This window comes from Kitasatospora sp. P5_F3 (assembly GCF_054049135.1).
Genome location: NZ_JBFUMY010000031.1, coordinates 85,365 through 97,441 on the forward strand (window position 1 = coordinate 85,365; position 12,077 = coordinate 97,441).

Sequence of the window (12,077 nt, forward strand, 5' to 3'; positions counted from 1 at the left end):
CGTCGTGCGCCGACTGACCCCCGCGCTCCCGTTCCTGCTCGGATCCGTCGCCGGCTACCTGGCCGACGCGCGGTTCGCCGACCCCCGTCGGGGTCACCCCGTCGCCGTCTTCGGCTCCGCCGCCACCCGGCTGGAGCGCCGCCTCTGGCGTGACCACCGTCCGGCCGGCGCCGCGTACACCGCCGCCTGTGTGGGCACCGTCGCGGCCGGGGCGGTGCTCGCCGAGCGCGCCCTGCGCCGGGCGCCGCTGGCCCGGGCCTGCCTGGCCGCCGCCGCGACCTGGACGGTGCTGGGCGGCACCTCGCTGACCCGGGAGGCCCGCACCATCGGCCGCTCGCTGGCGGCGGACGACCTGGCGGCCGCCCGGGAGCGGCTGCCGCACCTGTGCGGCCGGGACCCGAGCGCGCTGGACGGGCCGCAGATCGCCCGCGCGGTGGTGGAGTCCGTCGCCGAGAACACCGCCGACGCCGTGGTGAACGCGCTCACCTGGGGCGCGCTGGCCGGTACGCCCGGTCTGCTCGCCTTCCGGGCCGTCAACACCCTGGACGCGATGGTCGGTCACCGCTCCCCGCGCCACCTGCGGTTCGGCTGGGCGTCGGCCCGGCTGGACGACCTGGCGGGCTGGCCGGGCGCCCGGCTGACCGCACTGCTCACCGTGGCGGCCGCGGCCGAGCCGCGGACCGCCTGGCGGGTCTGGCGCCGTGACGGCTCGTCACACCCGAGCCCCAACGCCGGGCAGGCCGAGTCGGCCTTCGCCGGGGCGCTCGGGGTGCGGCTGGGCGGCACGCTCCAGTACGGGGAGCGAGTCGAGCACCGGCCCGTACTCGGCGGCGAGCTGCGGCCGGTGACGGTCGATGACATCGAGCGGGCCTGCGCGCTGTCCCGGCGGGTCGGAGCCCTGGCGCTGGCGGTCACCGTGACCGGCCGGGCCCTGTACGCGTGGAGGAAGTCGTGAGCGGTTCACTGCTGGTCGCCGGAACGACCTCGGACGCGGGCAAGAGCGTGGTCACCGCGGGCATCTGCCGCTGGCTGGCCCGACAGGGCGTCAGGGTGGCCCCGTTCAAGGCGCAGAACATGTCGCTGAACTCCTTCGTCACCGCCGACGGCGCCGAGATCGGCCGCGCCCAGGCGATGCAGGCGCAGGCCGCCCGGGTGGAGCCGGAGGCGGCGATGAACCCGGTGCTGCTCAAGCCCGGTGCGGACGGCCGCAGCCAGGTGGTGCTGCTCGGCCGGGCGGTCGCCGAGGTCGGCGCGCTGGACTACCGCGAGCGCAAGCCCGTCCTGCTGGAGCGGGCGTTGGAGTGCCTGGCCGACCTGCGCAGCCGGTACGAGGTGGTGGTCTGCGAGGGCGCCGGCTCGCCCGCCGAGATCAACCTGCGGGACCGGGACATCGCCAACATGGGCCTGGCCACGGCGGCGAGGCTGCCCGTGGTGGTGGTCGGCGACATCGACCGGGGCGGGGTGTTCGCCGCGATGTACGGGACGCTGGCGCTGCTCTCGGCGGAGGACCAGGCGCTGGTGGCGGGCTGGTTCGTGAACAAGTTCCGGGGCGACGCCCGGCTGCTGGCGCCCGGCCTGGAGATGCTGCGCGAGCTGACGGGCCGTCCGGTGCTCGGCACCCTGCCGATGCTCTCCGGCCTGTGGCTGGACGCCGAGGACTCGCTCGACCTGACCACGGTGGTGGACCAGGGTTCGGTGCGCGGCCCGGTCGGGGCGGACGTGCTGCGGGTCGCGGTGGTCCGCTTCCCGAGGCTGTCGAACTTCACCGACCTGGACGCGCTGGCCCAGGAGCCGGGCGTGCTGGTGCGCTGGGCCACCCGGGCCGAGGAGCTGGCCGACGCCGACCTGGTGGTGCTGCCCGGCACCCGGGCCACCGTGGCCGACCTGGCCTGGCTGCGCGAGCGCGGGATCGAGCCGGTGCTGAAGGCGCGGGCGGCGGCCGGGCTGCCGGTGCTCGGGGTGTGCGGCGGGTACCAGATGCTCGGTCAGCTGATCGAGGATCAGGTGGAGTCGAAGGCGGGCACCGTCCAGGGGCTCAGCCTGCTGCCGACCCGGGTGGTGTTCGGCCGGGAGAAGGTGCTGGCCCGGCCGGTCGGCGAGGCTTTCGGCGAGCGGGTGGAGGGGTACGAGATCCACCACGGGGTGGTGACCGTCGAAGGCGGTGACCCCTTCTTGGACGGCTGCCGGGTCGGCTCGGTCCGGGGCACCACCTGGCACGGTGCGCTGGAGAACGACGGCTTCCGCCGCGCGCTGCTGCGCGAGGTGGCCGAGCAGGCGGGCCGGGCCTTCGTCCCCGCCCCCGACACCTCATTCGCCGCCGCCCGGGAGGAACGCCTGGACCGGCTGGGCGACCTGATCGAGGAGCACGCCGACACCGACGCGCTGTGGAAGCTGATCGAGGGCGGCGCCCCCGCCCACCTGCCGTTCGTCCCACCCGGGGCACCCCGAGCTACGGAGACCGACCGATGACCGACGTGCGTTACCCCTTCACCGCGATCGTCGGCATGGCCGACCTGCGGCTCGGGCTGCTGCTGAACGCCGTCTCGCCGGCCGTCGGCGGGGTGCTGGTGCGCGGCGAGAAGGGCACCGCCAAGTCGACCATGGTGCGGGCCCTGGCCGGGCTGCTGCCCTCGATCGACACCGTGCCAGGATGTCGCTTCTCCTGCGACCCGGCCTCCCCCGACCAGGGGTGCCCGGACGGCCCGCACGCCTCGGTCGACGGCCACCAACGCCCGGCCTACCTGGTCGAGTTGCCGGTCGGCGTGTCCGAGGACCGGATCGTCGGCTCGCTCGACCTGGAACGCGCGCTGGCCGAGGGCGTCAAGGCGTACGAGCCCGGCCTGCTGGCCAAGGCGCACCGGGGCGTGCTCTACATCGACGAGGTGAACCTGCTCCAGGACCACGTGGTGGACCTGCTGCTGGACGCCGCCGCGATGGGCCGCTCGTACGTCGAGCGGGAGGGCGTCTCGGTCCGGCACGCGGCCCGCTTCCTGCTGGTCGGCACGATGAACCCGGAGGAGGGCGAGCTGCGGCCGCAGCTGCTCGACCGGTTCGGCCTGACGGTGGAGATCGCCGCCACCCGGGAGCCGGACGAGCGGGCCGAGGTGGTCCGCCGCCGGCTGGCGTACGACGCCGACCCGGACGGCTTCGCGGCCCGGTTCGCGGCCGAGGAGCTTGCGCTGGCCGAACGGATCACCGCTGCCCGGGCGCTGCTTCCCTCGGTGGAGCTGACCGATGTGGCGCTGCGTCAGATCACCGCCGTCTGCGCGGCGTTCGAGGTTGACGGGATGCGCGCGGACATCGTGATGGCCCGCACTGCCATCGCGCTGGCCGCCTGGGAGGGCCGGACCGAGGTGAACGAGCAGGACGTCCGCAAGGCCGCCCAGCTCGCCCTGCCGCACCGCCGTCGGCGCAATCCGTTCGACGCCCCCGGGCTGGACGAGGAGCAGCTCGACCGGACCCTGGACGAGCACTCCGAAGGCCCCGAGGACCCGGACGGCGGTGGCCCCGACGGTGACGGCGGCGGCGCTCCCGAGCCGCAGGGCGACGCCCCTGACGGCTCGACGGCCGCCGAAGAGCCCGCCGGGGAGCCGGAGTTGCCCTCCCAGGCCCAGGGCGGCGGCAGCAAGGCGCCGGTGGCCTCGGCCGGGGAGCCGTACCGGACCCGGCTGTTCAAGGTGCCCGGCACCGGCAAGGGCGCCCAGGGGCGCCGCTCCCCCGCCGAGACGGACGGCGGGCACACCATCCGCTCCCGCCGCCCGCAGGGCCAGCTCAGCCGGCTGCACCTGAGTGCCACGCTCCAGGCCGCCGCGCCCCACCAGGCCGCGCGCGGACGGGACTCGCGGGCACTGGTGCTACGCAAGGACGACTTCCGCGAACAGGTGCGCCAGGGAAGGGAGTCCAACCTGGTGCTGTTCGTGGTGGACGCCTCCGGGTCGATGGCGGCCCGGCAGCGGATGGCCGCCGTCAAGGGCGCGGTGCTCTCGCTGCTGATGGACGCCTACCAGCGGCGGGACAAGATCGGCATGATCACCTTCCGGGGCAGCGGTGCCGAGCTGGCGCTGCCGCCGACCTCCTCGGTCGAGGTCGGCGCGGCCCGGCTGGAGCAACTCCCCACCGGGGGACGGACTCCGCTGGCCGCCGGGCTGCTCCGGGCGCACGAGACGCTCCGGGTGGAGCGGATGCGCGACCCGCACCGCCGCCCGCTGCTGGTGGTGGTCACCGACGGCCGGGCCACCGGTGGCAAGGACGCGCTGCCGCAGGCCGGCCGGGCGGCCGGGCTGCTGGCCGCCCAGGGCGTGGCGAGTGTCGTACTGGACTGCGAGTCCGGCCACGTCCGGCTCGGTCTCGCGCACACGCTGGCGGCCCAACTGAACGCCTCCGCCGTCACGTTGGACGATCTCCGGGCCGAGGGCGTCGCCGCCCTGGTGCACGCGCACCGGCCCTCCTCCGCTTCGATCCGAAAGGCAGCCTGACCATGCCGAAGGGCCAGCCAGAGACCGTCCCCGACGACGGTCTGACCACTCGCCAGCGCCGTACGCTGCCGATCACCGCCGTGCACACCGGCCCTGGCAAGGGCAAGTCCACCGCCGCCTTCGGGATGGCGCTGCGGGCCTGGAACCAGGGCTGGCCGGTCGGGGTGTTCCAGTTCGTCAAGTCGGCCAAGTGGAAGGTCGGCGAGGAGAACGCGCTCAAGGTGCTCGGCGCCTCCGGCGAGGGCGGCACGGTGGACTGGCACAAGATGGGCGAGGGCTGGTCCTGGGTCCAGCGCTCCGCCGACATGGTCGAGTCCAGCGAGGAGGCGGCCAAGGAGGGCTGGGAGCAGGTCAAGCGCGACCTGGCCACCGAGACGTACCGCTTCTACGTGCTGGACGAGTTCACCTACCCCATGCACTGGGGCTGGGTCGACGTGAACGAGGTGGTCGAGGTGCTGCGCAACCGCCCCGGCAGCCAGCACGTGGTGATCACCGGTCGGTACGCGAAGGACGAACTCCTCGAACTCGCCGACCTGGTCACCGAGATGACCAAGGTGAAGCACCCCATGGACGCCGGCCGCAAGGGCCAGCGCGGTATCGAGTGGTAGTCCGTTGAACAACATCCCCCGCTTGGTGATCGCCGCGCCCTCCTCGGGCGCGGGCAAGACCACCGTCGCCACCGGCCTGATGGCCGCCCTCGCCGCGCGCGGCCTGGCGGTCTCCCCGCACAAGGTCGGCCCGGACTACATCGACCCCGGTTACCACGCGCTCGCCGCCGGGCGTCCTGGCCGCAACCTGGACGCCTTCATGTGCGGGCCAGAGCGGGTCGCCCCGCTCTTCCTGCACGGCGCCGCCGGGGCCGATGTGGCCGTGGTGGAGGGCGTGATGGGGCTGTACGACGGCGCCGCCGGGCGGGGCGAGCTGGCCTCGACCGCCCATGTCGCCAAGCTGCTCCGGGCGCCCGTGGTGCTGGTGGTGGACGCCTCCTCGCAGTCCCGCTCGGTGGCCGCGCTGGTACACGGCTTCGCCTCCTGGGACCCGGAGGTCAGGCTCGCCGGGGTGATCCTCAACCGGGTCGCCTCGGACCGGCACGAGCAGCTGCTCCGGGAGGCGCTGGAGGAGGGCGGCGGGGTCGAGGTGCTCGGCTGCGTCCGGCGCTCGGCCGCCGTCGCCACACCGTCCCGGCACCTGGGCCTGATCCCGGCCGTGGAGCGCTCGGCGGACGCCCTGCGCGCGGTCCGGGACATGGGTGAGCTGATCGGCGCCTCGGTCGACCTGGACGCCCTGCTCGAACTGGCCCGCAGCGCACCGCCGTTGGATGCCCAGCCGTGGTCGGCCGCGGAAGAGGTCTCGCCGGTGTCCGGACGGCCGCGGGTGGCGCTGGCGGCCGGGGCGGCGTTCTCGTTCTCGTACGCGGAGAACGCGGAGCTGCTGGCGGCGGCAGGTGCCGAGGTGGTCCCGTTCGACCCACTGCACGCGCCCGAACTCCCCGCCGGTGCAGCCGGGTTGGTGATCGGCGGCGGTTTCCCGGAGATGTACGTCAAGGAGCTCAGCGCGAACGCCGGACTGCGCGCCTCGATCGCCGCGCTGGCCGCCGCCGGGGCGCCGGTCAGCGCCGAGTGCGCCGGGTTGCTGTACCTGGGGCAGGAGTTGGACGGGGCGCCGATGTGCGGCGTGCTGAACACCACGGCCCGGATGACCGAGCGCCTCACCCTGGGCTACCGGGAGGCGGTCGCGCTCACCGACAGTGTGCTGGCCCCGACCGGGTCGCGGCTGCGCGGGCACGAGTTCCATCGGACGGTCTGCGAGCCGGGCGCGGGCGATCCGCCGGCCTGGGGCTGGCGGGGCCCGACCGGGTCGCGCACCGAGGGCTTCGTGAGCGGCTCGGTGCACGCCTCGTACCTGCACCTGCACTGGGCAGGGGCGCCCGAACTCGCCTCGCGGTTCGTCCGGGCGGCCGCCGACTACTCGGCTGCGGTGGGGAGTTCGTAGATCAGCTCCAGGCCGTCCTCGTCGTCCCACTGCTCGCCGACGTGGACCAGGCCGAAGGCCGCGACCGTGGCCAGCGAGGCGGCGTTGTCCGGGCTGATGGTGGCCCGCAGTACGGTCACGGTCGGCTCCTCCACGGCTCGCCGGAGCAGCGCGGCCAGGATCGCCTTGGCGTACCCCTGGCGGCGCTGCCCTTCGGCCACGCCGTAGCCGACCTCCACCATGCCGCGCTCGTCCGGCGGGCCGTGGAACCCGGCCGCGCCGATCACCACACCGTCGGCCAGCACCGCCCGGGTCACCCACTCGGCACTCGACGGGTCGTCACCGGTCTGGTGGTAGCGGCGGGCCCAGACGCCCAGCATCCGGCCGTCGGCCAGGTCGGCGGGGAAGGCGAGGCCGCTCGCGCCGGCCGCGCCGTCGAGGTCGCCCACCATCAGGGCGGCCATCGCGGCGCGGGGCACCTGCACCAGGCTGACCTGGGTGCTGGCGGCGGGGGCGGAGGTCCAGGGTGCTGCTCGTTCTGTCACAGGCGGATGCTCGTTCAGGTGGTGGCCGGTGTCCACCGCTTTTACGGCGCGTCGCACCTCACAACCCGCACGATTGACCAGTTCAGCGGCACCGTGGTGGGATTTCCCGAGCACCGGCCGTCGAGAGGAATCCAGCAGTGACCCACCCCTCCCTTACGGTCGGGGTCGGCGCGCGCAACGGCGTCCCCGCCGCCGAGCTGCTCGACCTGATCGACGCCGCACTGACCGCGCTCGGCCGGAGCCGGAGCGAGGTGGCCCGGCTGGCCACCGTCGCCGCCAAGGCCGCCGAACCCGGTCTGCTGGCCGCCGCGCAGGCGCTCGCCGTCCCGCTGGTCGGCCACTCCGCCGAGGAGTTGGCAGCCGTCGCGGTGCCGAACCCGTCCGACCTCGTGCTCGCCGCCACCGGTACCTCCGGGGTGGCCGAGGCCGCCGCCCTGCTCTCGGCCGCGCCCGGCGGCCAACTGCTGGCCGCCAAGCGGAAGTCGGCGAGCGCGACGGTGGCCGTGGCCGGGCCAGGACCCGACCTGCGGCACCACGGCGACGCCGAGGTCCGCACCGGCGGCCTGGTCGATCTGGCCGTCAACGTCCGGACCGGCACCCCGCCGGCCTGGCTCCGGGAGCACCTCGCCGCGACGCTGGCCGACCTCGCCGCCTACCCCGACGGCAGCACCGCCCGGGCCGCCGTCGCCGCCCGGCACGGCCGGCCGGTCGAGGAGGTGCTGCTCACCGCGGGGGCGGCCGAGGCTTTCGTCCTGCTGGCCCGGGTGCTGACGCCACGTCATGCTGTGGTGGTGCACCCGCAGTTCACCGAACCGGAGGCTGCGCTGCGGGACGCGGGGCACCAGGTGCACCGCGTGCTGCTCTCCCCCGCCGACGGCTTCCGGCTCATGCCCGGCGCGGTGCCGGACGCCGCCGACCTGGTGGTGATCGGCAACCCGACCAACCCCACCTCCGTACTGCACCCCGACCTCGCCCAACTGGCCCGCCCGGGCCGGACCCTGGTGGTGGACGAGGCGTTCATCGACACCGTCCCCGGCGAGCGCGAGAGCCTGGCCGCCGTACGCGACCTGCCCGGCCGGGTGGTGGTGCTACGCAGCCTGACCAAGACCTGGGGCCTGGCCGGACTGCGGATCGGCTACGTCCTCGCCCCCGCCGACCTGATCGCCCGGCTCGGCGCGGCCCAGCCGCTCTGGCCGGTCTCCACCCCGGCGCTGGCCGCCGCCGAAGCGTGCAGCGCGCCCGCCGCGCTGGCCGAGGCGGAGGCCGCCACGCAGACCATGGCGGCCCAACGTGCCCATCTGCTGCGGGGGTTGGCCAAGCTGCCAGGGATCACCGTGCACGGCACGCCGGCTGCCTCGTTCGTGCTGATCCATACGCCCGGCGCCGCTGTGCTGCGTACCCGGCTGCGCGACGAGGGCTTCGCCCTCCGCCGGGGCGACACCTTCCCCGGCCTCGGGCCTGACTGGCTCCGGATCGCGGTCCGGGACGAGGCCACCACCGACCGTTTCCTCGGCGTACTCTCAGCTCTCGTCCAGAACTGATCCCGCCCTCATCCGGCACACAGACCGCTCTCACCAGGCGTTCCTAGGCTCCCTGGCAGTTGACCCAGGAGACCGAGGAGCACAGCCATGGGACACGACCACCACGAGGGCCAACGGGTCAGCCGCCGGGCCGCGCTCGCCGGGATCAGCAGCATCGGGCTCGGCGCACTGCTCGCCGCCTGCGGCAGCCCGAAGTCCACCACCGCGACGACCACGACCGGCGCCACGGCCAGCATCTCCCCCAGCACGACGGAGGACCTCACCGCCCTGTTCGCGGGCGCGGGCACCTGCTCGCTCTCCCCCCAGGCCACCCAGGGCCCGTACTACTTCGACGCCGACAAGATCCGCAGCGACATCCGCGAGGACCGGGAAGGCGTCAAGCTCCGTATCGCCATCCGGGTCCAGGACAGCGAGGCCTGCGGGCCGCTGGCCAACGCCGTGGTCGAGATCTGGCACTGCGACGCGGCCGGCCTCTACTCCGGCGCCGAGTCCCTCTCCTCGGGCGGCGGTGGCGGTGGCGGTCCGGGTGGCGGCAGCGGTGGTGGCGGCACTCCGCCCTCGGGCGCTCCGACCGGCGCTCCCCCGTCCGGCGGGCCCGGCGGCGGCAGTGGTGGCGGCGGTGGCGGCGGCGGGGACCTCACGCCGACGGACGACAAGCGCTACCTGCGCGGCGCCCAGGTCACCAACAGCGACGGCATCGTCCAGTTCACCACCATCTGGCCGGGCTGGTACGTCGGCCGCACCGTCCACATCCACGCGATGGTGCACATCGACAACGAACGCACCCTCACCACCCAGCTGATGATGGACGAGTCGCTCAACTCCAAGGTCTTCGCCCAGCAGCCCTACGCCAAGCACACCAACCGCGACACCTTCAACGACGCCGACAGCATCTACAAGGAGTCCATGCTCCTCAAGATCACCGAGGATGCCGACGGCTACCTCGGCGTCATCACCTTCGGCGTCGACCCCGACAAGGACGGGAAGTAGCGGCCTGTCGGGCCGTCAGAACGGCCGGTACCAGGGCCGCTTGACGGGCGGCAGCGTGCGGGCGAAGAACTCCGCCAGCTCCGCGCGCTGCCCCTCGTCGAAGGCCCCCTGCGGAATGAACCCGACCGCCTTGGTGATCTGGTGGAGGTACCAGAACCCCGCCCGCCCGGTCACCTGCCGGTACAGCCGCCACTCCAGCGTCGCCTCACTCGCGGCCGTCTTCAGCGAGTACGACTGCTCCGTGATCCGAATCGTCCAGGGATCCGCGATCAACCCGGCACTCTTCCTCACCCCGCCCCGGACCGCCATCACCTCGGACAGCACCAGCAGCACCGGCCCGATACGGAAGATCGACGCATCCTGGCCGCCCCACCTGCACCACGTCAAACCCATTCGCCGCCCGCCGTGCCGTCTGCCTGCCTGTGTCGTAGACCGGCCCAGCAGGCATCGCGCGGAGTTGGCGCGTCAAGCTGAGGGGGCGAGTCCGCTGTTGACGATTCGGGTCCAGAGAGTGTGGTGCCAGTCGTTGGCGTCGGGTGCGGGCTCGGCGGTCAGGACCGGGCTGGGGCCCGTCTCGATGAGGTGCAGCAGGGTCCAGGCGACGCCGTAGCAGTCGTCCGGGCCGAAGCAGGCGACCAGCGCCTGGGCCTCCTCACCGGTGACGGGCTTGGCGATGGCTTCGAGCTGCTCGACCCGTCGGTCGATCTCCTCCTCGTCGGCGTCCCAGTCGGGGAGAGGGCCGTCCGCTGCGAAGGTCTGCACCTCTGGTCTCATCCGCGAATGATCGACCGCTGCGACCGGCTGGGGCAAGGCGCTGTGACGAGTCACGCGGCGACCCTGCCAGGACATGGGTGGCGAGCTGAACGCCGACGCGCTGGTCGAGGTTGCTCAATCAACCCAGGTCACAACCGCGAGGCGACGGCGGGATGCGGCGCGGTAGAAGTCCCGCAGCGCGTCGAAGTGCCGGCCGAGGTATGCCGGGAGATTCCCGTCGAAGCCTTCGAAGCCGCATGCCCGGGCTGCCTCCGCGCTGTCTTTCGGAAGCTGGGCGATGGCTTGGCTCACGTCAATGGCATCGAGGGCGTGGGCGATCTCGGTCACGAGCTCCGGCGGGAGAAGGGCGGGAGGGGCACCGAAGCCGTCGTAGACCTCAGTGTGATCGAGAAATCCGATGTCACCTTCGGTCTCGTCGGTGGTGCTTCGCTCAAGGGCGTTCGTGTGCGCGGCATCGACGTTGGCCCAGTGGAACAACTTGATCAGGCCCCAGATCGCCCAGTCGAGGTCGAGGGTGTCCTCGGCCGGCGGGTTCCAGCCGGGGTCGTTCTCCTGCGAATCCGCAGCGGTCTCACGGCACTGGGCCAAGTACTGAAGGCTCACGCGTGCGAGTTGTTGGGTAAGGGCCACGAAGGGAGTCTGGCGGTGTCCTCCCGTCACGTCACGCGAGTTTCGGCTCGCTGGACTATGTGTGTGGCGGCGGAGACGATCAGCGAGGAGCGTGGCCGGCAGTTGGCTACAGCTTGTGCCGAGGCCGTCGCCGCTCCACGGACAGGGTCACGCGGGGTTTCCCGGGCGACGGGCAGAAACGTCGTCGCCATGGACGAGCCCCAATGCCTCCGCCACCTGCCGCCGCTCCTCCTCCGTCAGCTCGTCGTCGGTGACCTCCGGCAGTGGCGGCAGCTCAGCAGCTTCCGCCTCCGCTGCGCCGATCACCGCGTCGATCGGGGCGAAGTGCGCCTCGGCCGCCTCGGTCTCAGCCATCTGCCGGGTGGCGGCGTTGATGAGGTAGGCCGAAACGTCCATCCCCGCGCGTTCGGCATGCGCCCGGATGCGCTCGGCGTGATCGCGATCGAGGGTGATGCTGATCCTGGTCCTTGCCATGCAGTCCAGTGTGTGACGCGCGCTACGACTGGCCAAGCGCCAACCCGGCTGCCCACGCGGCGAGGGCCGTGAAGTGCTCGGGCTGGAGGCCGAAGCGGTGGTCGACGTGCACGGTGAGGGACGGGGCCGGGTGGTGGGTGGCGATCCAGGTGGTGTCGCGTTCGGTGAGTTCGTCGTCCACCCAGGCGAAGGGGCGGCCGGCGGCCCAGGTGACCAGGTGGCGGGTCTTCCAGTGCAGGTCCTCGGGGTCGCCCTGGTGCATGGACGGCCAGTCCACGTACGGGAGTTGGGGCAGGCCGAGCAGGGGGGAGATCCAGGTGTTGGCCTCGTCGGTCCAGGTGGTGCACCAGACCAGGTCGTACGGGAGGGCGAGCAGGGCCGGGCCGTGGTCCGGGTTGAGCCAGAGCCGGAGTGGGCGGACCCGGTCGGCGGGCCGGTGCTGCCACTGCATCTGCCGGGCGATCCAGGAGGCGGGCCGGACCCGGTGGGTGAGGTAGCCCTCGGGGCGGCGGTGCGGCTTGCCGTTGTACGGGTTCAACGGGCCGTCCACGTCGAGCAGGAGCATCGGTCGGGGCATCGGGACTCCTCGGGACGGTACGTGAAGGGCACCGTAGGCGCTCCGGGCACTCGACCGCCTGCGGTTTTCGTCGGGGGTCTTGTGAGCCGGGCTCGGGTGG

The 12,077-nt window shown here is 73.4% G+C and carries 13 protein-coding genes; 7 read left to right on the top strand and 6 right to left on the bottom strand.

Annotated features, from left to right (window positions below):
* Window positions 1-13 precede the first annotated feature (13 nt).
* Genes ACXJMZ_RS19445 through ACXJMZ_RS19465 form a run of 5 tightly spaced genes read left to right on the top strand, consistent with a single transcriptional unit; the run spans window position 14 to window position 6,467 of the window.
* Window positions 14-955 (top strand): cobalamin biosynthesis protein, encoded by a 942-nt coding sequence (locus tag ACXJMZ_RS19445; protein WP_457031443.1) that lies wholly within the window; start codon window positions 14-16, stop codon window positions 953-955.
* Window positions 952-2,469: a cobyric acid synthase gene (locus ACXJMZ_RS19450; protein WP_457031316.1), complete on the top strand. Its 1,518-nt coding sequence runs from the start codon at window positions 952-954 to the stop codon at window positions 2,467-2,469. The genes ACXJMZ_RS19445 and ACXJMZ_RS19450 overlap by 4 nt, the downstream gene beginning before the upstream one ends.
* On the top strand, window positions 2,466-4,475 hold the full coding sequence (locus ACXJMZ_RS19455; protein WP_457031317.1) for a putative cobaltochelatase: 2,010 nt from the start codon (window positions 2,466-2,468) through the stop codon (window positions 4,473-4,475). Before ACXJMZ_RS19450 ends, ACXJMZ_RS19455 begins: the two co-directional genes overlap by 4 nt.
* Window positions 4,476-4,477: 2 nt before the next feature.
* Entirely contained in the window at window positions 4,478-5,083 is a 606-nt protein-coding gene (cobO, locus tag ACXJMZ_RS19460) for a cob(I)yrinic acid a,c-diamide adenosyltransferase (protein ID WP_457031318.1), read from the top strand.
* Window positions 5,084-5,087: 4 nt separating this feature from the next.
* Window positions 5,088-6,467 (top strand): cobyrinate a,c-diamide synthase, encoded by a 1,380-nt coding sequence (locus ACXJMZ_RS19465; protein WP_457031319.1) that lies wholly within the window; start codon window positions 5,088-5,090, stop codon window positions 6,465-6,467.
* Here ACXJMZ_RS19465 and ACXJMZ_RS19470 read toward each other — a convergent pair.
* On the bottom strand, window positions 6,440-6,991 hold the full coding sequence (locus ACXJMZ_RS19470) for a GNAT family N-acetyltransferase (RefSeq protein WP_457031320.1): 552 nt from the start codon (window positions 6,989-6,991) through the stop codon (window positions 6,440-6,442). The two genes, ACXJMZ_RS19465 and ACXJMZ_RS19470, sit on opposite strands and share 28 nt — an antisense overlap.
* A gap of 137 nt (window positions 6,992-7,128) precedes the next feature.
* Between ACXJMZ_RS19470 and cobC the strand changes: the two genes are divergently transcribed.
* Together cobC and ACXJMZ_RS19480 are read left to right on the top strand one after the other, a co-directional pair.
* A complete protein-coding gene (gene cobC, locus ACXJMZ_RS19475) occupies window positions 7,129-8,532 on the top strand; it encodes an Rv2231c family pyridoxal phosphate-dependent protein CobC (RefSeq protein WP_457031321.1) in 1,404 nt (467 codons plus the stop codon).
* 87 nt (window positions 8,533-8,619) lie between these two features.
* Window positions 8,620-9,522: an intradiol ring-cleavage dioxygenase gene (locus tag ACXJMZ_RS19480; protein ID WP_457031322.1), complete on the top strand. Its 903-nt coding sequence runs from the start codon at window positions 8,620-8,622 to the stop codon at window positions 9,520-9,522.
* A 15-nt stretch (window positions 9,523-9,537) separates the two neighbouring features.
* Here the strand turns inward: ACXJMZ_RS19480 and ACXJMZ_RS19485 are convergent, their stop codons facing one another.
* From ACXJMZ_RS19485 to ACXJMZ_RS19505, 5 genes are all read right to left on the bottom strand, one after another.
* Window positions 9,538-9,909, bottom strand: a complete 372-nt coding sequence (locus ACXJMZ_RS19485) for a hypothetical protein (protein ID WP_457031323.1) — start codon at window positions 9,907-9,909, stop codon at window positions 9,538-9,540.
* A gap of 78 nt (window positions 9,910-9,987) precedes the next feature.
* Complete coding sequence (locus ACXJMZ_RS19490) at window positions 9,988-10,296, bottom strand: hypothetical protein (protein WP_457031324.1); 309 nt, start codon at window positions 10,294-10,296, stop codon at window positions 9,988-9,990.
* A gap of 114 nt (window positions 10,297-10,410) precedes the next feature.
* Window positions 10,411-10,899, bottom strand: a complete 489-nt coding sequence (locus tag ACXJMZ_RS19495; protein ID WP_457031325.1) for a DUF1877 family protein — start codon at window positions 10,897-10,899, stop codon at window positions 10,411-10,413.
* 174 nt (window positions 10,900-11,073) lie between these two features.
* The gene (locus ACXJMZ_RS19500; RefSeq protein ID WP_457031326.1) at window positions 11,074-11,400 is read right to left on the bottom strand and encodes a hypothetical protein; all 327 of its coding nucleotides are present in this window, start codon (window positions 11,398-11,400) and stop codon (window positions 11,074-11,076) included.
* 22 nt (window positions 11,401-11,422) lie between these two features.
* The gene (locus ACXJMZ_RS19505; protein WP_457031327.1) at window positions 11,423-11,977 is read right to left on the bottom strand and encodes a hypothetical protein; all 555 of its coding nucleotides are present in this window, start codon (window positions 11,975-11,977) and stop codon (window positions 11,423-11,425) included.
* Window positions 11,978-12,077 lie beyond the last annotated feature (100 nt).

Excerpts from the sequence above, each read along its gene's own strand:
- ACXJMZ_RS19455 (WP_457031317.1), top strand. The coding sequence starts at position 2,466 with ATGACCGACGTGCGTTACCCCTTCACCGCGATCGTCGGCATGGCCGAC.
- cobO (WP_457031318.1), top strand. The coding sequence starts at position 4,478 with ATGCCGAAGGGCCAGCCAGAGACCGTCCCCGACGACGGTCTGACCACT.
- ACXJMZ_RS19480 (WP_457031322.1), top strand. The coding sequence starts at position 8,620 with ATGGGACACGACCACCACGAGGGCCAACGGGTCAGCCGCCGGGCCGCG.
- ACXJMZ_RS19490 (WP_457031324.1), bottom strand. The coding sequence starts at position 10,296 with ATGAGACCAGAGGTGCAGACCTTCGCAGCGGACGGCCCTCTCCCCGAC.
- ACXJMZ_RS19500 (WP_457031326.1), bottom strand. The coding sequence starts at position 11,400 with ATGGCAAGGACCAGGATCAGCATCACCCTCGATCGCGATCACGCCGAG.
- ACXJMZ_RS19505 (WP_457031327.1), bottom strand. The coding sequence starts at position 11,977 with ATGCCCCGACCGATGCTCCTGCTCGACGTGGACGGCCCGTTGAACCCG.